The sequence below is a fragment of the Massilia pinisoli genome (assembly GCF_024753285.1).
Taxonomy (GTDB): domain Bacteria; phylum Pseudomonadota; class Gammaproteobacteria; order Burkholderiales; family Burkholderiaceae_D; genus Telluria; species Telluria pinisoli.
In genome coordinates this window covers 1-20,499 of sequence record NZ_JANUGW010000021.1, presented here as the reverse complement: position 1 = coordinate 20,499, position 20,499 = coordinate 1, and the positions used below count along the sequence as shown (strand labels likewise).

Below are 20,499 nucleotides of genomic sequence, written 5' to 3'. Positions count from 1 at the left end.
TCTTGTTGTCCTTCGTGAAGTCCAAGTCCGCGGGCCCGTCCGTTCGCGGCAAGTTGTTGTGCGGTCTGCTCGCATGCGTGTTTGCCTTCGGCGGCGCGCAGGCGGCGCCGCGCCAGACCACGCGCAGCAAGGAGAAGGCCGCGGCCGAGGCCGCGCGTGCCGGGATCCAGCAAAAACTCAATGCGCTCAAGAAGGACATCAGCCGCACGGAGAGCGAAAAAGAGGACGCCGCCGACGAACTGGCGGATTCCGAAGAGGCGATCTCCGACGCCAACCGTTCCCTGCGCGAACTGGCCGACGAGCAGTCCACCACCAATGCCAAGCTGAAGGACCTCGCGGCCGAAGAGGCGCGCCTGGGCAACGTCATCGCGGCCCAGAAAGGCCAGCTGGCCAGGCTGTTGCGCGAACATTATGTCGCCGGCAACGAGGACCGCATCAAGCTGCTGCTGTCGGGCGACAATCCGAACCGCATCAACCGTGACCTGCAGATGATGGCGTACGTGTCGCAGGCGCAAGCCAAGCTGTTGAATGCATTGCGAGCCAACCTGGCAGCCGTCGAGGCGAACCACGCCGAGACGCAGAACGCCCAGGACGAGCTGGAAGAAATTGCACAAGAGCAGAAGGGCCAGAAGGCGCTGCTCGAGAAGGAAAAGGCCAAGCGGGCCACGTTGCTGGCGAATCTGTCGAGCAAGCTGACGGACCAGCGCAAGCAGGCGAGCCGCCTGGAGCAGGACGAGCAGCGCATGAGCGGTCTCGTCGACCGCCTGACCCGTTTGATCCGCGAACAGGAAATCGCCGCGGCGGCCGAGCGCAAGCGCCAGCAGGAACTGGCCGCCGCCCGCGCGAAAGCGGCCGCCGAGGCGCACGAACGGGCGCTGGCGCGCGCGAAGGCGCTGCGCGAAGAGCGCGAACGCCTGGCGCGCGAAGCCGCCAAGGAAGCGGCCAAGACCGGCAAGCCGGTCAAGCCGTTGCCGCCGCCGAAACCGGAGCCCGAAGAGACGCAGGTGGCCGAGGAACCGCCGCAAAAAGCCCCGCAACGCAGCGCCGACACCGCGCTCGCGGCCGACCTGCCCAGTGGCGCGTTCGAAAGCCTGCGCGGCCGCCTGCCGGCGCCGATCGCCGGCAAGGTCGTGGCCCGCTTCGGCGCCAAGCGCGGCGACGGGCCGACGTGGCGCGGCATGTTCATCAAGGCGCCGGAAGGCACGGACGTGCATGCCATCGCGGCGGGTCGTGTCGTGTTCGCCAACTGGATGCGCGGCTATGGCAATTTGATCATCATCAACCATGGCGGCGAGTACCTGTCGATCTACGGCAACAACCAGACGCTGATGAAGCAGGCCGGCGACGCCGTCAAGCCGGGCGACGTCATCGCCAGTGCCGGGAATACCGGCGGTAACGAGGAATCGGGGCTATACTTCGAGCTCAGGCATCTCGGAAAAGCATTCGATCCCTCCGGCTGGATCAGGTTCTGAGTCCGGAAGCACAATCCAGGAACTAGCATGGGCAAGAAACTCAAGAACCTCGGTCTGATCGGCCTTGGCATGGTGGCCGGCGTGGCCGCCTCCGTCCAGTACTCGGCGCTGGCGCAGAAAGGCGGCGACACGCCGCTGCCGCTCGACGAGCTGCGCCAGCTGGCCGACGTGTATGCCCTCATCAAGAGCGATTATGTCGAGAAGGTCGACGACAAGAAGCTGTTGTCGGACGCCATCGCCGGCATGGTGAATTCGCTCGACCCGCATTCCGTCTACCTGGACCAGAAGGACCTGACCGAATTACGCGAAGAGGTGCAGGGCCGCTTCGTCGGCCTCGGCATCGAGATCGCGATGGAAGACGGCTACGTCAAGATCGTCTCGCCCATCGACGAGTCGCCCGCCTATCGCGCCGGCATCAAGGCCGGCGACCTCATCACCCGCATCGACAACGTGCCCGTCAAAGGCCTGTCGCTGGACGACGCCATCAAGCGCATGCGCGGCGAACCGCACAGCAAGGTCATGCTGACCATCGCCCGCCGCGGCGCCGACACGCCGTGGGTCGTGCCCGTCGAGCGCGAGGAAATCCACGTGGCCAGCGTCAAGGCGAAGGTGATCGAGCCCGGCTACGCGTGGCTGCGCATCAACCAGTTCCAGGAAGAGACCGTCGACGAGGTCGCGGGCAAGCTGAAGGACTTGTACGCGCACAATCCGAACATCAAGGGTCTCGTGCTGGACCTGAGGAACGATCCGGGCGGCCTGCTGCCGAGCGCGATCGGCGTCTCTGCCGCCTTCCTGCCGGCGAACGACGTGATCGTGTCGACGAAGGGGCAGATGGCCACGTCGAACGTCACGTATTACGGCCGGCGCGAGTTCTATGCCGTCAAGCCGGGCGCCGATCCGCTCGCCAAATTGCCGGCCGCGCTGAAGACCGTGCCGATGATCGTGCTCGTCAACACGGGCTCGGCGTCGGCGTCGGAAATCGTCGCGGGTGCCCTGCAGGACTACAAGCGCGCCATCGTGATGGGCAGCCAGACGTTCGGCAAGGGTTCCGTGCAGGATCTCCGCCAGCTCACGCCCGACACGGCCGTCAAGCTGACGATCGCACGCTACTTCACGCCGAAAGGCCGCTCGATCCAGGCGCTGGGCATCGTGCCGGACCTGAAGGTCGACGAGACGCCGGATGGCGACGGCCTGAACGCCGTGCGCGTGCGCGAGGCCGACCTCGACCGTCACCTGGCGAACGACGCGGTGGACGGCAAGAGCGCCAACGCGAAGCGTCGCGACGAACTCGAGGAAGAGCAGTTCACCGTCGCCGCGCTGAAGAACGCCAAGCCGGTGGAATTCGGCGGCAAGGACGACTTCCAGCTGGCGCAGGCGCTGAATCACTTCAAGGGCTTGAAGGTGCAGCTGGCCAAGGCCGACCCGGACGAGGACAAGCCTGCACCGGCCAGCCTGCCGGGCCAGGAGCCGAAACCGGCCGAGATCAAGGATGGCGCCAAGCCGCCGGCCCTCGAGTCCAAGACGCCCGCGCCGAAGAAATGATGTGCTGGCGATGAACGACCAGCAGCTGCTGCGCTATTCGCGCCATATCCTGCTCGACGAGATCGGCATCGAAGGCCAGGAACGCCTGCTGCGCGCGCGCGTGCTCGTGATCGGCGCCGGCGGCCTCGGCTCGCCGGCCGCGCTGTATCTCGCCGCCGGTGGCGTCGGGCGCCTGACCCTCGTCGACGACGACACCGTCGACCTCACGAATCTGCAGCGCCAGGTGATGCACACGACGGCGCGCGTGGGCCAGCCCAAGGTCGAGTCCGGACGCGAAGCCCTCCACCAGATCAATCCCGACGTCGACGTCGTCGCCTTGCGCGAACGCGCCGATGCCGCGCGTCTGGCGGAACTCGTCCGGGATTCCGATGTCGTACTCGACTGCAGCGACAACTTCGCCACGCGCCATGCCGTCAATCGTGCCTGCGTTGCCGCCGGCGTCCCGCTCGTCGCGGGCGCCGCGATCCGTTTCGACGGGCAGATCTCGGTCTACGACGTGCGAGACCCCGCTTCGCCCTGCTATGCCTGTCTGTTCCCGGAGGATGGCAAGTTCGAAGAGGTCGCGTGCAGCGCCATGGGCGTGTTCGCGCCGCTGGTGGGCATCATCGGCGCCATGCAGGCGGCCGAGGCGCTGAAGCTGCTGGCCGGCAGCGGCCGCTCGCTGGCTGGCCGGCTGCAGATGCTGGACGGACGCAACATGGAATGGACGGAAATCGGCGTGGCGCGCAACCCTTGCTGCCCTGTTTGCGCGGGACGCCCCGGCGTAAAATGAGTCGCCGGACGCGCGCGCCTTGCCTTAAGCGTCGTTAAAGGTGTCATTTGGTGCTGCCTAACTTACAATTGGAAAATTTTCCGGACCATTTGGGAAATTTTCCGAACGAGTTTTGGCATCGCCCGAAGACGTTCGGCCTTATACTGTTTTTCCGACCACACTCATCATACATATGCAGAACTTCAAGCATCGTTTCGCAGGGCAGCGCCGCCAGGGTGGTTTCACCCTCGTCGAAATCATGGTCGTCGTGGTCATCATCGGCATCCTGGGCGCGCTCGTCGTGCCCAAGCTGCTGGGTCGTACGGGCGAGTCGCGCGTGGCCGCGGCCCGCGTGGACATCTCCACGCTGATGTCGGCCCTGAAGCTGTACAAGCTCGACAACCAGCGCTATCCGACCACGGAGCAGGGCCTGCAGGCGCTCGTGCAGAAGCCGACCAGCGGCCCGCCGGCCAACGGCTGGAAGGAAGGCGGCTACATCGACAAGCTGCCGAAGGATCCGTGGGGCACGCCTTACCAGTACCTGTCGCCGGGCCTGCATGGCGAAGTCGACGTGTTCTCGCTCGGTGCGGACGGCCAGCCGGGCGGTACCGGCGAGGATGCCGACGTCGGCTCCTGGGACAACAAATAACACCGACATCCGATGACCACGCGCGCGCGCGGCCTGCCGCGCCGGCCTCGTGCGCCGGCCCACGGCGGCTTCACTCTGGTGGAGATCATGGTCGTGATGGTCATCATCGGCATCACGCTGGGGCTGGCCAGCCTCAACGCCATTCCGAGCCCGCACCAGGACCTGCAGAAGGAGGCGCAGCGCATCGCGCTGCTGCTGCAGCTTGCGCGTGACGAAGCCATCGTGCGCAACCGCCTCGTCGCGTTCGAAGCCACGCCCGAGCGCTACCACTTCATCGTACGCACGGAGACGCGCTGGGCGCCGATCGTGAACGACGACCTGCTGCGCGAGCGCGACTTCAAGAACGCGCCGGTGACCTTGTTGCTCGACCCGACCAGTGCCGGCACGCTCAATCCGCTGCGCATCACGTTCGGCAGCGAACCCGTCGACAAGCCGTTCGTGCTCACGCTCGCCAGCGGCAGTGACCACGTCGCGATCCGGGCCGATGGCGTCGGCCATTTCACGGTGGAATAGCACGCCATGACGACCCCGACGCGCATGCGAATCCCGAACCGGCAACGCGGTTTCACGCTGCTGGAAGTGCTCGTGGCCCTCGTCATCGTGGGCACGGCGCTGGGGGCCGGCCTGCGCGCCGTCGGCAGCCTGACGGCCAACAGCAGCGGCCTGCGCGCGTCGATGATGGCCACCTGGTCGGCCGAGAACCGGCTCGTGCAAATCCGCCTGGGCAAGGAATTTCCCGAGGTCGGCAAGCACAGCTTCGACTGCCCGCAGGGCGACCTGCACCTCGTCTGCCAGGAAGAAGTCATCGCCAGCCCGAATCCGCGTCTGCGCCGCGTCGAAGTGTCCGTGTTCGACATCGCCAATCCCAACCGGCGCATCGTCAAGCTGGTGCAACTCGTGTTGAAGCCGTGGCGATGACGACCCGTATCCGCCACCAAAACCGGCTGCACGGCTTCACGCTGGTGGAGCTGCTCGTCGCGATCAGCATCCTGGCCATCGTCGCCGTGCTCGGCTGGCGCGGGCTGGACGGCATCGTGCGCGCGCGCGTGGCCCTCACGCAGCAGATGGAAACGACGCGCGGCATGCAGCTGGCCTTCGCCCAGATGCAGAGCGACTGCGAACACATCGTCCAGCGCGACATCATCGACCAGCGGCCGTATCTCCTCATCGGCGTCGACCGCTTCACGCTCGTGCGCGAAGTGTTCACGGAAAACCAGCCGGCGCGCCTGCAGGTGGTCGCCTATCGCATCGTCAACGGCACCTTGATCCGGCGCGAATCGCAGGCGACGCGCGACCTCGTCCAGCTCGACGCGTTGTGGCAGGCCGTCACCGGCGACGCCGACACCAACCCGGCCGTGGCCCTGCAGGCCGGCGTGACGGGGATGCAGGTCGCGACGTGGGTCAACAACACGTGGCGCCAAGGCGGCGTCGATCCCGGTGCGAACACGGCCGGTACGGCGCAGAGCCCGCCGCCCGAGACACCCCAGACGCCCGGGCCGCTGACGCCCGAGCAGATCGCACAGGCGGCGGCACGGGCGAACAACGACCCGACCGGCTTGCAGGTCGCGCTGCAGGCGCCGAGCCTGCCGGCGCCCCTCGTCAAATCCTTCCTGCTGGGGGAGCCATGAGCGTGCGCAACGTCAGGCCCTGGCGCGAACGCGGCGTGGCCGTGATCACGGCGCTGCTGCTCACGACGCTGGCCATCTCCATCGTCGCCAGCCTGTTCTGGCAGCAGCAGGTGCAGGTGCGCTCGATGGAAAACCAGCGCCTGCATTTGCAGACCAAGTGGATCCTGCGCGGCGCGCTCGACTGGGCCACGCTGGTCCTGTTCCAGGACGGCATCGACCACAATCAGTACACGTCGCTCGACCAGGTGTGGGCGACGCCGCTGGCGGAGACACGCCTCGACCAGTACATCGAGCGCGAGCGCGTCGAGGGCGAGAATTTCGACGCGAGCCTGTCCGGCGACATTACGGACGCGTGCTCGCGTTACAATTTGCGCAACCTGGGGAAGAGCAAGGGTCATCCGGACGAGGACCAGGTCGTGATCTTCGGACGCCTGTTGCGCAACGTGCAGCTCGATTCCGGACTCGCGCGCCGCGTCGCGGCTTTCGTGGCGGCCGGCATGCCGGTCGGGACCGAACCTCCCGATCCGGCGAACGACACGCAAGCCACGCCCGTGACCGGAGCGCCGGTGAAGATTCTGCAAGTGGAAGACCTGTTGGCGGTGCAGGGCGTGACGCCGGCGATCATCGAGCGGCTGCGGCCGTTCGTGACGGTGTTGCCGGAACATAATACGCCCGTGAACGTGAATACGGCGCCTGCGGAGGTGCTGGCTGCCGTCGTGCCCGACATGTCGGTGTCGGAAGCGAAGACGCTGATCGTGCGGCGCAAGCAGGCGGCGTGGCGCGGGGTGAATTACTTCTCGGACGAGGTCCACGGCTCAACCCGTGGGCTGAAGGACAGAACCTACGACGTGAGAAGCGACTGGTTCCTCGTCGACACGCGCATCCGCCTGGACCGCGCCGCGCTGGACGCGCAGGCACTGATCCACCGTGCGCCCGAGCAGGCCCCGGGTGGTGGCCCGAAAGTGGTTTGGATCCGCCAGCAGTATTGAAGAATTCGAAAAGAAGTCTCGAGGGATAGCGCAGGGCATGTTAAAACGACCAACAAGAGATCGAGAAAGCGAGACAGTTTGAGCACACTTTATATCCGGCATCCAGCGCGCGCCGAAGGGGAACACGCGCTGTGCCGCTTCGCCCTCGTCACCGATGGCGGCATGATCGACCAGCACGGCGAAGGGCCGCTGCGCAACCTGGGCGACCTGGTCGGCACGAGCCGCCGCATCGTGCTGCTGCTGGCCGCCGCCGACGTCAGCCTGCTGTCCGTGCAGGCGCCGCCGCTGTCCGGCGCGCGCCTGAAGGCCGCGCTGCCGGGCCTCGTCGAAGAACACATCCTGGGCGACCCGGCGGACGCCGTGCTCGTGGCCGCGCCCGAGCAGCCCGACGGCACGCGCCCCATCGCCGTCGCCGACCGCGACTGGCTGGAAGCTCTCGTCCGTAGCCTGCTGGTCCAGGGCGCGCGCGCCGTCACCGCCGTGCCCGCGCAGCTGTGCCTGCCTTTGCAGCCGGGCAGTGTCGCGGCCGCGATTTCCGGTGTCGAACTGACGTTGCGCCAGAGCCTGTTCCAGGGCTTCGGCCTCGCGCTCGAGGCGACGCCGGCCGTCGTGCTGCAGACGGCGCGCACCTTCAGCGGCGACGCGCCGCTCGTGCTGTACGTGCCGCCCGCCCAGCTGGGCGAATACCAGGCGCTCGCGCAGGACGCCGGCCCCGGCATCACGCTCGAAGCGGACGACTGGGTGCACTGGATCGCCGGCTCCAAGACCACCGCGCTGGACCTCGTCAGCGGTCTCGGTGCGGCGGGCAGCCCCGCGCGCGACTGGCGCCGCTGGCGCTGGCCGATCGCGCTCGCCGCGCTGGTCATCGCCGTCAACCTGATCGGCCTGAACGTCGACTGGCTGCGCCTGCGCAGCGAAGCGACGACGGTCCGCCAGTCGATGACGCAGACCTACCGCAACGTGTACCCGCGCGAGACGACGATCCTCGATCCGGTGCTGCAGATGCGCCAGCACATCGCCCGCGCGCGCGCCAACACGGGCGAGGTCGCGCCCGACGAATTCACGTACCTGGCGTCGGCGCTGGGCGAAGCGACACGCGCGCTCGGCCGGCCGGTTGGGATTGCATCAATCGAGTACCGCGAACGCGCGTTGACCGTCAAAGTCAAACCGGAATCGGTCGACCCCGGCTTGACGGGGCAGTTGCGCACGGCCCTGGCCACGCGCCGGCTCACCCTGGAGGAAACCAAGCCGGGCAACTGGGTCATCCGCAGCACGGGAGCCAAACCATGAGCATCGCCACCACCTTCGCCCAGTACCGCGAGCGCGCCACGGCGCTGTGGCTCGCGCGCACCGAGCAGGAACGCCGCTTCCTGGCGGCCGGCGGCGCCGTCGTGCTGGCCGCGCTGCTGTACCTGCTGTTCGTCGATCCGGCGCTCGAGGGCCGCGCGCAACTGCGCCGGACGCTGCCGCAACTGCACCAGCAGGAGGCCGAACTGAAAGCCATGGCCGTGCAAGCCGCGACGCTCGCCCAGACGACGGAAACGCAGGTCGCGCCGCTCACGCGCGAGGGCATCAGCAGCAGCCTGTCGGGGCGCGGCCTGAATCCGCAATCGTTGTCGGTGGAAGGCGAGTACATCAAGGTGCAGTTGAATAACGTCGCGTTCGCCAACCTGGCCGCATGGCTGGACGAGCAACGTCGCGCCAACCGCGTGCTCGTGCAGGACGCCGCCGTGACGGCGCTGCCCGCCGCGGGCCAGGTCGACGCCAGCCTGACGCTGCGCCAGAACACCGGCAGCGGCCAATGAAGCGCGCGCTCGCCTGGATCGTGCTGCCGACACTGGCAGTGATCGTCACCGTGTTCGCGTTCCTGCCCGCCGCCTGGCTCGGCCCGATGGTCGAACGCCAGACCGGTGGCCGTTTGACTCTGGGGGATGCGCAGGGTACGCTTTGGCGCGGCTCAGCCTTTGTGGGCGGCGCGCCGGGCGAAGGCGGTGCCGTCACGCCGCTGTTGCCCGGACGTTTTTCGTGGCGCCTGTCGCCGCTGGTGCTGCTCGGCGACGTCAGCATGGACCTGGCCAACGACCAGGCACTGGCGCAGCCCGTGCACGTCAGCGGCAGCTGGTCGCAGTGGCAGGTCAGCGCCGGCCAGCTGCTGCTGCCGGCGGATGGCCTGGCCGGGCTGGGCGCGCCGCTGAACACCCTCGCGCTCACGGGCGCGATCAAGCTGTCCTGGAACCTGCTGGACATCGCGCGCCAGGGCAATACGGTGGCGGTGAGCGGACGCACGGTGCTGTCGCTGACCGACATGGGGTCGCGCATGAGCCCGATCAAACCGCTTGGTACTTACGAGATGGCGATGGACTGGCACGGCCAGCGGGCCGACGTCGTGCTGCGCACGGTGACCGGGGCGCTTTTGTTGTCGGGTAGTGGAGCATTAGAAAATGGTCGCCTGCGTTTCTCGGGACAGGCAGCGGCGGCCGACAAGTACGAAGACACGCTGGGCAACCTGCTCAACCTGCTGGGGCAACGGCGTATGGTGAACGGCAAGAACATAATCGCGTTAGAGTTCAGATGATGAAAACAAACCAACTCCGCAGCAAAAAGCAATTTCCGGCACTGCGCCGTATCGTGGCCGGCGCCGTGCTGTGCTGTACCGTCGGAACAAGCGTCCTGCCGTCGTTTGCCTACGCCCAGGAGGGCGGCGGCGCCGCGCTCAACTTCGTCAACGCCGACATGGAATCCGTGATCAAGGCGGTCGGCCACTACACGGGGATGACCTTCATCATCGACCCGCGCGTGAAAGGCACGCTGACGCTCGTGTCGGAAAGGACGCTGACGAAGGCCCAGGCATTTTCGCTGCTGACCTCTGCGCTGCGCCTGCAGGGCTATGCGGTCGTCACCGGCGACGGCTACGCGAAAGTGGTGCCGGAAGCGGAAGCGAAGCTGCAATCGTCGCCCACGCAGGTGGGCACCGGCGGCTCGAAGGTGAAAGGCGACCAGATCGCCACGCAGGTCTACCGCTTGCAGCATGAGTCGGCCGCGAACCTGACGGCCGTGCTGCGTCCGCTGATCTCGCCCAACAACTCGATCATGGCCGATCCGGGCAACAACAGCCTCGTGATCACGGATTACGCCGACAACCTGCGCCGCCTGTCGAAGATCATCGCCGCCCTCGACGCGCCGTCCACCGGCGACCTCGACGTGGTCCCGATCCGCAACGGCATCGCCAGCGACGTGGCCACGCTCGTCACGCGCCTGATGGAACCTGCCGCCGGCGGCGACGCGGGCCGCGTCACAGTGCTGGCCGATCCGCGGACCAATGCGGTGATCGTGCGCGCGCCATCGCCGGCGCGCGCGAACATGGCGAAGAACCTGATCGCCAAGCTCGACCAGCCGACGACGGAACTCGGCAACATCCACGTGGTCTACCTGAAGAACGCGGACGCCACCAAGGTGGCGCAGACCTTGCGCGCCGTCGTCTCGCAGGACACGTCGGCCGTCGGCACGCAGCAGCAGGGCACGGCCGGCGGTTCGATCCAGTCGACGAACACGGGCGGCACCGGCGCCGGCGGCCTCGGCCAGCAAGGCCAGCAGGGCAGCACGGGCTTGGGCGGCACGAGCAACACGTTCGCGCAGCAGGGTCAGTCCACGGCTGGCGGCGCCGGCGGCCAGGGCTCGGGCTTCATCCAGGCCGACGCGTCGACCAACAGCCTCATCATCACGGCACCCGATGCCGTGTACCGCAACCTGCGCTCCGTCATCGACCAGCTCGACGTGCGCCGCGCCCAGGTCTACATCGAGGCGCTGGTGGTCGAGGTCACGTCGAGCGACGCGTCCGAGTTCGGCGTGCAATGGGTGGGCCTGACCGGCAACAACAACAGCGCCTATCGTGTGGGCGGCCTGCAGTCGTTCAGCGTGGGCGGCACCGCCAACAACCTCGTCAACCTCGCGCTGGCCGCGGCGACGGGCGTCACAGGCAGCTCGTCCAGCGCCAGCGCCGGCGGCGGGCAGCTCCCGAACCCGACCGGCCTGTCGATCGGCCTGTTCAAGCAGGTCAACGGCGAGCTGGGCCTGGGCGCCATCGCGCATGCGCTGGAAAGCACGGGCAACGCGAACATCCTGTCGACGCCGAACATGATCACGCTGGACAACGAACTGGCCACGATCAAGGTCGGCCAGAACATCCCGATCATCACCGGTTCCTTCACGACGGGCGCGAGCGGCGCGAGCAATCCGTTCCAGACGGTCGACCGCAAGGACGTGGGCCTGCTGCTGAAGGTGCGCCCGCAGATTTCAGAAGGCGGTACCATCAAGCTGTCGATCTACCATGAGAATTCGGGCATCGACACGACGACCACGAACTCCGGCGGCATCATCACGACGGTCCGCGCCATCGAAAGCAATGTCCTGGCCGACAATGGCCAGATCATCGTGCTGGGCGGCCTGATTTCGGACGCTGAAGACGATAGCAACGAAAAGGTGCGTGGCCTGGGTGACATACCCATCCTGGGCAACCTGTTCAAGTACCGCAAGCGCAACCGTAACAAGCGCAACCTGATGGTGTTCCTCCGTCCGGTGGTGGTGCGCAGCAAGGAGCAGAACGACAGCATTTCAATGGACCGCTACGAATACATGCACGCCGCCGGCGAGATGGCGCAGCCGGCCGACGACACCGTGCTGCTGAAGAACCTCGGCGCGCCGTTGCTGCCCAAGCTGACCAATGGCCAGCCGTCCGCGGGCGGCCTGATGGCCACGATGCCGCCGCCGGCACCCATGACGGCGCGCCCGGGCGCGGCGACGGGACCGACGCAGCCGCAGACGAGGCCGCAGGCGCCTGCCCAGCAGGCCGTGCCCGAATTCCGCCCGGTGCAACCCGCGCAACCAGCGCAACCCGTGCAACCCTGAGCCGACAGACGATGAATAACTTGTTGCCCTACGCATTCGCACGCGATTACGGCGTGCTGGCGCGTTCCAACGGCGACCCGTCGCAAGCCGTCGAAGTGCTGGTCTCGAACGCGACCAAGCCGGCGGCCATCGCCGAGGTCTCGCGCCGCTTCGGGCGTATCACGCTGCGGCGGATGGAACGCGCGGAACTGGAATCGGCCATCGCCGCCGCGTACCAGTCGGCCGGCGGCGACGCGTCGCAGGTCGCGGACGAGTTCGATGCCGACCTCGACCTCACGAAGCTGCTGCAGGACGTGCCGGCGATCGAAGACCTGCTGGAATCGTCGGACGACGCCCCCGTCATCCGCATGATCAATGCGCTGCTGACGCAATCGCTGCGCGAAGGCGCGTCCGACATCCACATCGAACCGTTCGAGCAGACGTCCGTCGTGCGCTTCCGCATCGACGGCGCGCTGCGCGACATCGTGCGTCCGCGCAAGGCGATCCACGCATCGCTGATCTCGCGTATCAAGATCATGTCGCAGCTCGACATCGCGGAAAAACGCCTGCCGCAGGACGGCCGCATCACACTACGCATCGGCGGCAAGCCCGTCGACGTGCGTGTCTCGACCCTGCCGACCGGCCACGGCGAGCGCGCCGTGCTGCGTCTGCTCGACAAGGAAGCGGGGCGCCTCGACCTCAGCCACCTCGGCATGAGTGAGCAGATGCTGCCGCAGTTCGACAAGCTGATCAACCAGCCGCACGGCATCGTGCTCGTCACGGGCCCCACCGGTTCCGGTAAGACGACCACGCTGTACGCCTCGCTGTCGCGCCTGAATTCGACCACCACCAACATCATGACGGTGGAAGACCCGATCGAATACGACTTGCCAGGCATCGGCCAGACGCAGGTGAACGCCCGCATCGACATGACCTTTGGTAAAGCCCTGCGCGCGATCCTGCGCCAGGACCCGGACGTCATCATGATCGGCGAGATCCGCGACCTCGAAACGGCCCAGATCGCTGTGCAGGCTTCGCTGACGGGCCACCTCGTGCTGGCCACCTTGCACACGAACGACGCCGCGTCGGCCGTCACGCGCCTGCTGGATATGGGCATCGAACCGTTCCTGCTGTCGTCGTCGCTGCTGGGCGTGATGGCGCAGCGCCTCGTGCGCAAGCTGTGCTCCTACTGCAAGCGCCAGGAAGGCGGGCAGTGGGTGGCCGTCGGCTGCGACCGCTGCGGCCACACGGGTTACCACGGCCGCGTGGGCGTGTACGAACTGCTCGAGACGACTGAACAGATCCGTTCGCAGATCCACAACCAGGCGGCCGAGGCCGAGATCCGCCATGCCGCGCTGAAGTCCGGCATGAAGACCATGCACGACGATGGCCAGCGGTGGGTGCGGGAAGGCATCACGACGGAAGCCGAACTGCTGCGCGTCACGAAGGTGGATTGATCGATGCCCGCCTTCCGCTATGAAGCCGTCGACGCCGGCGGCATCACCCGCAAGGGCGTCCTGAACGCCGACAGCCCCCGTGCCGCGCGCGCCGACCTGCGCCTGCAGGGCTTGACGCCGCTGACCGTCGAAGCCATCGCGGCCCAGCTCGACGAGAGCGGCGTGGCACGCGCGCGCGGCTTCGGCGAGCGCCTGTCACAGGTCGAGCTCGCGCTGTTCACGCGCCAGCTCGCGAGCCTGCTGGAAGCGGGCCTGCCGCTCGAGCAAGCGTTCACGGCGCTGCTGGAACAGGCCGAGCGCGCCTACGTGCGCGACCTGATCGCGTCGATCCGCTCGGAAGTGATGGGCGGCGCCTCGTTCTCCAGCGCGCTGTCGCGCCATCCGCGCGACTTCGCGGAGATCTACCGCGCCCTCGTCGCATCGGGCGAGCAGATCGGCCAGCTGTCGCGCGTGCTGTCGCGCCTCGCGGACTACATCGAACGCCGCAACGCGCTCGTCCAGCGGGTGCGCCTCGCGTTCACGTATCCCGCGATCGTGACCGTCGTCGCGTTCGCGATCGTCATCTTCCTGCTGACGTACGTCGTGCCGCAGATCGTGTCCGTGTTCGCCAACACGAAGCAGAAGCTGCCGTTCCTGACGATCCTCATGCTCGGCGTGTCGAACTTTACGCGCGCCTACGGGATCTATGTCGCATTGATCATGATCGCGGCCTGGTTCGCGTGGCGCCGTGCGCTGCAGAACCCCGTGCTCAAGCGCAGCTGGCACACGTGGCTGCTGAACGCGCCCGTGTACGGCAAGTTCGAGCGCAGCCTGAACACGACCCGTTTCGCCAGCACGCTGGCGATCACGACCGGTTCCGGCGTGCCCATCCTGCGCGCGCTCGAGACGAGCCGCGACACGCTGTCGAACGTGGCGATGAAGGAACTCGTGGAGGAGGCGACGGCCAGCGTGCGTGAAGGCGTGAGTCTGGCGCGCGCGCTGTCGGCGCAAAAGCTGTTCCCGCCCATGCTCGTGCACATGATCCGCGCGGGCGAGATCACGGGCGAGCTGCCCGCGATGCTGGAACGGGCGTCGAATTCGCAGCAGGCCGACCTCGAACGGCGCACGCTGACCATCGCCGGCCTGCTGGAGCCGGTGCTGATCCTCGCGATGGGCCTCGTCGTGCTGCTGATCGTGCTGGCCGTGCTGATGCCGATCATTGAAATCAACCAATTGGTCCGCTGATAAGGACACTGATGAACAAGCGTTTGCCTTTACTTCTGAGCCTGCTCGGCGTGATCCTGCTGGCGGCGTCGCTCGCGTACTGGATCATGCAGCTGTACCATCCGCAGCAGCGTCCGCTGGCGGCCGTGCCGCAGACAACGATGCCGGACCCGGCTATCGACGCGGCGGCCACCCTGTTCGGCGGCCAGGTCGCCGCGGCGGCCACCAATTACCAGTTGACGGGTGTCGTCGCGGACGGGCGCGACAGCGTGGCGATCATCGTCGCCGAAGGCTCGCCCGCCAAGGCGCTGAAGGTGGGCAAGGAAGTGGCACCGGGCATCACGCTGGCCGAGGTGCATCCGCGCTACGTGATGCTGTCCGACGGCGGCGTCATGAAGCGCGTCGACCTGGCCACGGATGCCAAAGCCGCGGCGCCGATGGGAGGCCCCGCCGGTGCGCCGGGCGCGCCGCCGCCCATTGCGCAGCCGAATTTCCCGCAGCCTCAGCCGATCACGACCGCCCCGGCGATGCCGCCTACGCAGGTGAATGCGGCCGCTCCCGACCCGACGATGGCACCGGGTGCCGTCCCGGCACAGCCGTCGATGACGAATCCGGGCGATATGGGCGCGCGCGACAACCCGCCGCCCGCGAATCCGAACCCGATCAATCCGCCGCCGCATCAGGTCCCGATGCCGCCCCAGACCCGCACGACCGATAACCCGGCCGGCATGCAGACCACGCAGTAAGCGGGCCGGGCGTCAGCGCCGCAGCGCCGTGAACGCTGAAAATTCCCACGATCGAAAACCCACCAGCAAGGTAAAACCGTCGCGTTCCCGCGGCGGCAGCCGGCGGTCGTTGCGGTGCATGCGCGCCAATTCCGCGGCCAGCTGGTGGATCTTTTCCGACAGCTCGGCCGCACTCGCGTGCGACAGGCGCGCGGGCAGGCACATCAGCGTTTCGCCGGCACCGTCGAAGGGGCCGGCGAAATAATCCTCGACGACGTGCGCGCGGAAAAAGCGCTGCACCGGCCCGTCCGGCAGCCAGCGGAAGGCGTTCGACACCCGCAGCGTGTAGCGGTTCAGCGGCTTCAGTTCGATCACGCCGAGCCGGTCGAGTTCCACCAGCAAGCCGATGCACTCGGGTTCCGTCAAGCGATAGGTTTCGACCATCTGCTCCAGGCTCCAGTGGCCCAGGCAGCAGATGGCGACGAGCAGCAGGCGCGGATTGGCGACCAGCGCGTTTTCCTGGACCAGGGTCAACGTGTCGGCCTGCGGGCGCGCATCGGCCGCGCGCCGCAGCACGTCTTCCATTGCGATGCCGGCCGCCTGGCAGATCTGGGCCATGCGCGACAAGGTCATGTCCTTCTGGCCGAACATGCGCTTGATGCTCGATTCGCTCATCGCGATGCGGTCGGCCAGCATTTTGTAGGTGATCCCGGCCGCGCGCAGTTCGGCGCGCAGGACGTCCAGCAGCATGTCGGGGGAGCTCATGGGTGTCGTCGTTTCCCTGTTTTCGTTCGTCAACTCGGCGCTCACGAATGTACAGAAGAAGCGGGGCCAGTTCAAGAAATGTCGAGTCCACATCACGACAGTCGCGCGCGTCGAACGGGCACCGCCCGATGAGCACGGTTCGTGTGATGATACGTATCAGTTCAGGCGCACGCGGAGGGACATTCGCCGGCGCGCCGGTGTCCAACCGTTATCTCGTGGATCGCTGAAGGAGGGAATATGGCAAGCTCAACCGTGAAAGCGCTGTTCCTGCTCGCCCTGGCGTTGCCGGGCGCGGCCCTGTGGGCGCAGGTGGCCGGGGTGCGGCGTACCGATCTGCTGCGGCATGACACCGCGGTGCCGGGGCGCGAAGTCGTCGAGGTGCGCGTGGAGGTCGACCCCGGCCACGGCGTGCCGCGGCATACGCATCCGGGTGACGAAGTGCTGTATGTCGTCGAGGGCACGCTCGAGTACCTGCCCGACGGTCAAGCGCCCGTCCTGCTCAAGGCGGGTCAATCCGTGTTCATCCCGGCCGGTACGGTGCACGCGGCCAGGAACCCCGGCTCGGGGGCCGGGGCAGGCATCGCCACCTATTTCGTCGAGAAAGGCAAGCCGCTGATCACACCGGTCAAATAGCCGCCGGAATACGTCATTCCTCGTCCGGCTCCAGCTTGACCTTCTTGAGCGCACGCTTGGCGGCCAGCCGTTCGCTGGCCGCGGGTTTCTCATGCGCCCCGGCCACGCGCGCCTTGGCGAAGCCCGCAAACGGGTTGCGCGGTTTAAGCGGCGGCGTCGGTTCGACACGCAGCCGCATCTTCTGCCGGGTTGCCAATGCCTTGTTCGCCACCGCCGCCTCCTGTTACGCGCGCCCGGGTTACAGCACGTAGCGCGACAGGTCTTCGTTGACCGCCAGCGCATCGAGCCGCTCGTTGACGTAGGCCGCGTCGATGACGAGCGCCTCGCCCGACTTGTCGGTGGCCGAGTACGAGATCTCTTCGAGCAGCTTTTCCATCACCGTGTACAAGCGGCGCGCGCCGATGTTCTCGGTACGTTCGTTGACGGAATAGGCGATCTCGGCGAGGCGGTGGATGCCGTCGTCGGCGAATTCCAGCTTGACGCCTTCCGTCGCCAGCAGGGCCTCGTACTGCTTGGTGAGGCTCGCGTCCGTCGACGTCAGGATGCTCTTGAAATCGCCGATCGACAGCGATTCCAGTTCGACGCGGATGGGGAAGCGGCCCTGCAGCTCGGGGATCAGGTCCGACGGCTTCGACAGGTGGAACGCGCCCGAGGCGATGAACAGGATGTGGTCCGTCTTGATCATGCCGTACTTCGTGTTCACCGTCGTGCCTTCGACGAGCGGCAGCAGGTCGCGCTGCACGCCCGCGCGCGAGACGTCGGCGCCGCCGTGCTCCGAACGCGACGCGATCTTGTCGACCTCGTCCAGGAACACGATGCCGTTCTGCTCGACGTTCGCGATCGCCTTCTGCTTCATCTCGTCTTCGTTGATGAGCTTGGCGGCTTCCTCGTCGACGAGCAGCTTCATCGCCTCCTTCACCTTCATCTTGCGGGGCTTCTTGCGGCCACCGCCGACGCCGGCGAACATCGACTTGATCTGCTCCGTCATCTCTTCCATGCCGGGCGGCGCCATGATTTCCATCTGGGGAGACGCTTCCGCCACGTCGATCTCGACTTCCTTGTCGTCGAGCGCGCCTTCGCGCAGGCGCTTGCGGAACGTCTGGCGCGTGGCGTCGCCACCGTCCTTGCTGTCGTTGCTGACGTTGAAGCCGAAGTCGCGCGCGGGCGGCACGAGGATGTCGATGACGCGGTCTTCGGCGGCGTCCTCGGCGCGCTGGCGCACCTTCTTCATTTCGCTGGCGCGGGTCTGCTTGACGCCGATGTCGATCAGGTCGCGGATGATCGTGTCGACGTCGCGGCCGACATAGCCGACTTCCGTGAACTTGGTCGCTTCGATCTTGATGAACGGCGCGTCGGCGAGCTTCGCCAGGCGGCGCGCGATCTCGGTCTTGCCGACGCCCGTCGGGCCGATCATGAGGATGTTCTTCGGGGTGATCTCGTGGCGCAGCGGTTCCTCGACCTGCTGGCGGCGCCAGCGGTTGCGCAGCGCGATCGCCACGGCGCGCTTGGCCTTGCCCTGGCCGACGACGTGCTTGTCGAGTTCCGAGACGATTTCGGACGGAGTCATGTTCATATGCGTGGTCATGAGTGCTTTCGTGCGGGAGACGCGGTTATTCCAGCGTCTCGATGATGTGCGACATATTCGTGTAGATGCACAGCTCGCCTGCGATGGTCAGCGCTTTCTTGACGACGTCGGCCGGTGCCAGATCCGTGTTTTCCTGCAGGGCCTTGGCCGCGGACTGGGCATAGACGCCGCCCGAGCCGATGGCGCCGATGCCGTCCTCGGGTTCGAGCACGTCGCCGTTGCCGGTGATGATCAGGGTCTTTTCGCGGTCGGCCACCAGCAGCATCGCTTCCAGGCGGCGCAGCACGCGATCGGTGCGCCAGTCCTTGGCCAGTTCGACGGAGGCGCGCAGCAGGTTGCCCTGGTGTTTTTCCAGTTTCGCTTCGAAGCGGTCGAGCAGCGTAAACGCATCGGCCGTGCCGCCGGCAAAGCCGCACAGCACCTTGTTCTGGTAGAGCTTGCGCACCTTGCGCGCGGAGCCCTTCATGACGACGTTACCCAGGGTGACTTGGCCGTCGCCACCGAGCGCGACCTGGTTGCCGCGCCGTACGCTCAGGATCGTCGTGCCGTGAAATTGTTCCATATTTGCCTCGTGGTTGATCTGCTCATCGCAAGTGGGGATGTCAAATCAAATTGCAAGACTGGATCATATCCAACGATCAATGTGCACGCGGCACCTGCCGGGCCGACGTCAGTACTTGTGCGCGTACAGCCGCACCCGCTCGCCGGCGCCCAGCAGCCGCAGCAGGGCGGCGACGGGGTGGTTCAGGTCACGCAGGACGATGTCGCGATCGTCCGCCGCCATGGCGCGCAGATGCCCGGCCAGCGCGTTGGCGGCCGTGTAATCGATGCGGGCGAGCCGTGAGCCGTCCAGCACGAGTGTCGGGTGGCGCGTCGCGTGGTCGGCGATGGCGGCCAGCAGGGTGGCACAGTCGCCTCGGACGAAGGCCGGCAGCAGGAAGCGGTCGCTCGCGGTGGCGGCGGCCGCGACCGGACTCGCCGCGGCCAGGCTCACGGCCAGGTGCGGCGGCGCTTCGAACGACGGCGGCGACACTTCGAAGGTGACGCAGTAATCCATCGCGGTTTCCTCGAAATCCTTTTCGCGGTTCGTCAGCAGCAACAGTTCCAGCAGCAGCAGCCAGGGGGCCTCGCCGGGGCCGCGGTCGCCGATGGCCAGCATCGGGCGCAGCACGGCGACGAGATGGTCGGCGCCGGCCAGCACGAGTTCGCGCCCGGCCTTGCGCAGCGCCTGCAACGCATCCAGCAATAGCGCGCAGCCTTGCGGTGTGACGCGTGCGACGGCCTGGAATTCGAATCGCACGAGCGGACTGGCCGAAGCGGCCTGCGCGCGCGCGAGTTGCACACGGGTGTGGGTGTCGTCGTCCAGGTTGCCGGACAGGCTCACGGTCGGGATCGCCCCGGCGAACTGGTTGTCGAGCGCGGGCCCGAGCAGTGTGCGCGACGCCGCCGCGACCGGGTGATAGGTGGGCGGCGACGTCTCGAACTGGCTGGCGTAGTCGATCGCGATGCTCTCGAACTCATGTTCCTGGCCGAGGATCTGGTACAGGTCGAACAGCATCCACCACGGCTGCCGTTCGCCCGCGCCGCCGTTCCGTTCTTTCAGGCTCGTGCGCAGCAGCAGTGCGGCGGCTTCGAGCTGGTCGTTGGCGTACAGGATCGCCGCTTCCTCGACGACGGGTGTGCTGGACGGCGCGACGGCCGCGTCGGGCAGGTCGTCCGGGCCGAGCAGCATGTCGGTGTTCTGGTCGGCCGGCGGTGTGGCGGCGCTGCCTGCCACGGCGGCCGGTGGGCGCCGGCTGCCGCTCCACGCATCGTCGTCGAAGATGTCGGAGGCCATCGCGAGTTCGATCTCGTCGATCTTCGCCGCCGTGGCGCGGGCGATTTCACGCTGCCGCTCGCGTTCCGCTTCCGTATCGAGCGCGAGTCGCGTGACGGGGCCGGCCGCCAGGGCAGGGTTCGGACGTGCGCGCACGCCCGCGCCCGCGCGTGGCGCATCGTCTTTTTTCTTCAGGAAATCGAAGAGCCCCATCCCATCCTTCTGTGCCGCGCAGCGGCGCCTGGTCGTGTGCCGGTCGAGACATTAACATGGCGGCGCGGATCACATGGCGCGCACGCCTGAGTTGCGTCAAGTTGCCGGCGATCCCTCCAGTGTATCCGATAGGCAATAATTCGTGCGCACAAAACCACCGGTCGACGGTGGCCGGAGCGTGGGCCCA

Annotated in this window: 21 protein-coding genes; 16 read left to right on the top strand and 5 right to left on the bottom strand. The window is 67.1% G+C overall.

Features of this window, described 5'->3' with window-relative positions:
• The first annotated feature begins 14 nt into the window (after window positions 1-14).
• The 15 genes from NX784_RS22620 to NX784_RS22550 all read left to right on the top strand — a co-directional run bounded on the left by NX784_RS22620 (window position 15) and on the right by NX784_RS22550 (window position 15,321).
• Window positions 15-1,472 carry a murein hydrolase activator EnvC family protein gene (locus tag NX784_RS22620; protein WP_370662963.1) on the top strand — a complete coding sequence of 486 codons (1,458 nt, stop codon included), beginning with the start codon at window positions 15-17 and terminating at the stop codon, window positions 1,470-1,472.
• 27 nt (window positions 1,473-1,499) lie between these two features.
• Window positions 1,500-3,014: a S41 family peptidase gene (locus NX784_RS22615; protein WP_258818949.1), complete on the top strand. Its 1,515-nt coding sequence runs from the start codon at window positions 1,500-1,502 to the stop codon at window positions 3,012-3,014.
• Between the two features lie 10 nt (window positions 3,015-3,024).
• Window positions 3,025-3,786, top strand: coding sequence for a HesA/MoeB/ThiF family protein (locus NX784_RS22610; RefSeq protein WP_258818948.1), 762 nt, complete (start codon window positions 3,025-3,027; stop codon window positions 3,784-3,786).
• A 172-nt stretch (window positions 3,787-3,958) separates the two neighbouring features.
• Window positions 3,959-4,414, top strand: coding sequence for a type II secretion system major pseudopilin GspG (gspG, locus tag NX784_RS22605; protein ID WP_258818947.1), 456 nt, complete (start codon window positions 3,959-3,961; stop codon window positions 4,412-4,414).
• Between the two features lie 12 nt (window positions 4,415-4,426).
• Window positions 4,427-4,927, top strand: a complete 501-nt coding sequence (locus tag NX784_RS22600) for a GspH/FimT family pseudopilin (protein ID WP_258818946.1) — start codon at window positions 4,427-4,429, stop codon at window positions 4,925-4,927.
• 6 nt (window positions 4,928-4,933) lie between these two features.
• Entirely contained in the window at window positions 4,934-5,332 is a 399-nt protein-coding gene (gene gspI / locus NX784_RS22595) for a type II secretion system minor pseudopilin GspI (protein WP_258818945.1), read from the top strand.
• Window positions 5,329-6,042 carry a PulJ/GspJ family protein gene (locus NX784_RS22590; protein WP_258818944.1) on the top strand — a complete coding sequence of 238 codons (714 nt, stop codon included), beginning with the start codon at window positions 5,329-5,331 and terminating at the stop codon, window positions 6,040-6,042. Before gspI ends, NX784_RS22590 begins: the two co-directional genes overlap by 4 nt.
• Window positions 6,039-7,031, top strand: coding sequence for a type II secretion system minor pseudopilin GspK (gene gspK / locus NX784_RS22585; protein WP_258818943.1), 993 nt, complete (start codon window positions 6,039-6,041; stop codon window positions 7,029-7,031). Before NX784_RS22590 ends, gspK begins: the two co-directional genes overlap by 4 nt.
• Window positions 7,032-7,109: 78 nt before the next feature.
• Entirely contained in the window at window positions 7,110-8,321 is a 1,212-nt protein-coding gene (gspL, locus tag NX784_RS22580; RefSeq protein WP_258818942.1) for a type II secretion system protein GspL, read from the top strand.
• Window positions 8,318-8,836, top strand: a complete 519-nt coding sequence (locus NX784_RS22575; RefSeq protein ID WP_258818941.1) for a type II secretion system protein M — start codon at window positions 8,318-8,320, stop codon at window positions 8,834-8,836. Before gspL ends, NX784_RS22575 begins: the two co-directional genes overlap by 4 nt.
• Window positions 8,833-9,606, top strand: coding sequence for a type II secretion system protein N (gene gspN / locus NX784_RS22570; RefSeq protein WP_258818940.1), 774 nt, complete (start codon window positions 8,833-8,835; stop codon window positions 9,604-9,606). The genes NX784_RS22575 and gspN overlap by 4 nt, the downstream gene beginning before the upstream one ends.
• The gene (gene gspD, locus NX784_RS22565) at window positions 9,603-11,936 is read left to right on the top strand and encodes a type II secretion system secretin GspD (RefSeq protein WP_370662962.1); all 2,334 of its coding nucleotides are present in this window, start codon (window positions 9,603-9,605) and stop codon (window positions 11,934-11,936) included. Before gspN ends, gspD begins: the two co-directional genes overlap by 4 nt.
• 11 nt (window positions 11,937-11,947) lie before the next feature.
• Window positions 11,948-13,372: a type II secretion system ATPase GspE gene (gene gspE / locus NX784_RS22560; RefSeq protein ID WP_258818939.1), complete on the top strand. Its 1,425-nt coding sequence runs from the start codon at window positions 11,948-11,950 to the stop codon at window positions 13,370-13,372.
• A gap of 3 nt (window positions 13,373-13,375) precedes the next feature.
• Window positions 13,376-14,596 carry a type II secretion system inner membrane protein GspF gene (gene gspF, locus NX784_RS22555; protein WP_258818938.1) on the top strand — a complete coding sequence of 407 codons (1,221 nt, stop codon included), beginning with the start codon at window positions 13,376-13,378 and terminating at the stop codon, window positions 14,594-14,596.
• A gap of 11 nt (window positions 14,597-14,607) precedes the next feature.
• A complete protein-coding gene (locus tag NX784_RS22550; RefSeq protein WP_258818937.1) occupies window positions 14,608-15,321 on the top strand; it encodes a type II secretion system protein N in 714 nt (237 codons plus the stop codon).
• Window positions 15,322-15,333: 12 nt separating this feature from the next.
• Here NX784_RS22550 and NX784_RS22545 read toward each other — a convergent pair whose 3' ends face one another.
• On the bottom strand, window positions 15,334-16,065 hold the full coding sequence (locus tag NX784_RS22545) for a helix-turn-helix domain-containing protein (RefSeq protein WP_258818936.1): 732 nt from the start codon (window positions 16,063-16,065) through the stop codon (window positions 15,334-15,336).
• Window positions 16,066-16,302: 237 nt separating this feature from the next.
• Here NX784_RS22545 and NX784_RS22540 point away from each other — a divergent pair, with 237 nt between their 5' ends.
• Window positions 16,303-16,698: a cupin domain-containing protein gene (locus NX784_RS22540; protein ID WP_258818935.1), complete on the top strand. Its 396-nt coding sequence runs from the start codon at window positions 16,303-16,305 to the stop codon at window positions 16,696-16,698.
• Window positions 16,699-16,711: 13 nt separating this feature from the next.
• Here the strand turns inward: NX784_RS22540 and NX784_RS22535 are convergent, their stop codons facing one another.
• From NX784_RS22535 to NX784_RS22520, 4 genes are all read right to left on the bottom strand, one after another.
• Window positions 16,712-16,909: a hypothetical protein gene (locus NX784_RS22535; RefSeq protein WP_258818934.1), complete on the bottom strand. Its 198-nt coding sequence runs from the start codon at window positions 16,907-16,909 to the stop codon at window positions 16,712-16,714.
• Window positions 16,910-16,936: 27 nt separating this feature from the next.
• Window positions 16,937-18,271 (bottom strand): ATP-dependent protease ATPase subunit HslU, encoded by a 1,335-nt coding sequence (gene hslU / locus NX784_RS22530; RefSeq protein WP_258819030.1) that lies wholly within the window; start codon window positions 18,269-18,271, stop codon window positions 16,937-16,939.
• A gap of 37 nt (window positions 18,272-18,308) precedes the next feature.
• Entirely contained in the window at window positions 18,309-18,845 is a 537-nt protein-coding gene (gene hslV / locus NX784_RS22525) for an ATP-dependent protease subunit HslV (RefSeq protein ID WP_166857747.1), read from the bottom strand.
• Between the two features lie 108 nt (window positions 18,846-18,953).
• Window positions 18,954-20,312, bottom strand: a complete 1,359-nt coding sequence (locus tag NX784_RS22520; RefSeq protein WP_258818933.1) for an STAS domain-containing protein — start codon at window positions 20,310-20,312, stop codon at window positions 18,954-18,956.
• Window positions 20,313-20,499 lie beyond the last annotated feature (187 nt).

What these genes read in the sequence shown, in the direction of transcription:
- NX784_RS22615 (WP_258818949.1), top strand. Translation starts at nt 1,500, where the DNA reads ATGGGCAAGAAACTCAAGAACCTCGGTCTGATCGGCCTTGGCATGGTG.
- NX784_RS22610 (WP_258818948.1), top strand. Translation starts at nt 3,025, where the DNA reads ATGAACGACCAGCAGCTGCTGCGCTATTCGCGCCATATCCTGCTCGAC.
- gspG (WP_258818947.1), top strand. Translation starts at nt 3,959, where the DNA reads ATGCAGAACTTCAAGCATCGTTTCGCAGGGCAGCGCCGCCAGGGTGGT.
- NX784_RS22600 (WP_258818946.1), top strand. Translation starts at nt 4,427, where the DNA reads ATGACCACGCGCGCGCGCGGCCTGCCGCGCCGGCCTCGTGCGCCGGCC.
- gspI (WP_258818945.1), top strand. Translation starts at nt 4,934, where the DNA reads ATGACGACCCCGACGCGCATGCGAATCCCGAACCGGCAACGCGGTTTC.
- NX784_RS22590 (WP_258818944.1), top strand. Translation starts at nt 5,329, where the DNA reads ATGACGACCCGTATCCGCCACCAAAACCGGCTGCACGGCTTCACGCTG.
- gspK (WP_258818943.1), top strand. Translation starts at nt 6,039, where the DNA reads ATGAGCGTGCGCAACGTCAGGCCCTGGCGCGAACGCGGCGTGGCCGTG.
- NX784_RS22575 (WP_258818941.1), top strand. Translation starts at nt 8,318, where the DNA reads ATGAGCATCGCCACCACCTTCGCCCAGTACCGCGAGCGCGCCACGGCG.
- gspN (WP_258818940.1), top strand. Translation starts at nt 8,833, where the DNA reads ATGAAGCGCGCGCTCGCCTGGATCGTGCTGCCGACACTGGCAGTGATC.
- gspD (WP_370662962.1), top strand. Translation starts at nt 9,603, where the DNA reads ATGATGAAAACAAACCAACTCCGCAGCAAAAAGCAATTTCCGGCACTG.
- gspE (WP_258818939.1), top strand. Translation starts at nt 11,948, where the DNA reads ATGAATAACTTGTTGCCCTACGCATTCGCACGCGATTACGGCGTGCTG.
- gspF (WP_258818938.1), top strand. Translation starts at nt 13,376, where the DNA reads ATGCCCGCCTTCCGCTATGAAGCCGTCGACGCCGGCGGCATCACCCGC.
- NX784_RS22550 (WP_258818937.1), top strand. Translation starts at nt 14,608, where the DNA reads ATGAACAAGCGTTTGCCTTTACTTCTGAGCCTGCTCGGCGTGATCCTG.
- NX784_RS22545 (WP_258818936.1), bottom strand. Translation starts at nt 16,065, where the DNA reads ATGAGCTCCCCCGACATGCTGCTGGACGTCCTGCGCGCCGAACTGCGC.
- NX784_RS22540 (WP_258818935.1), top strand. Translation starts at nt 16,303, where the DNA reads ATGGCAAGCTCAACCGTGAAAGCGCTGTTCCTGCTCGCCCTGGCGTTG.
- hslU (WP_258819030.1), bottom strand. Translation starts at nt 18,271, where the DNA reads ATGAACATGACTCCGTCCGAAATCGTCTCGGAACTCGACAAGCACGTC.
- hslV (WP_166857747.1), bottom strand. Translation starts at nt 18,845, where the DNA reads ATGGAACAATTTCACGGCACGACGATCCTGAGCGTACGGCGCGGCAAC.
- NX784_RS22520 (WP_258818933.1), bottom strand. Translation starts at nt 20,312, where the DNA reads ATGGGGCTCTTCGATTTCCTGAAGAAAAAAGACGATGCGCCACGCGCG.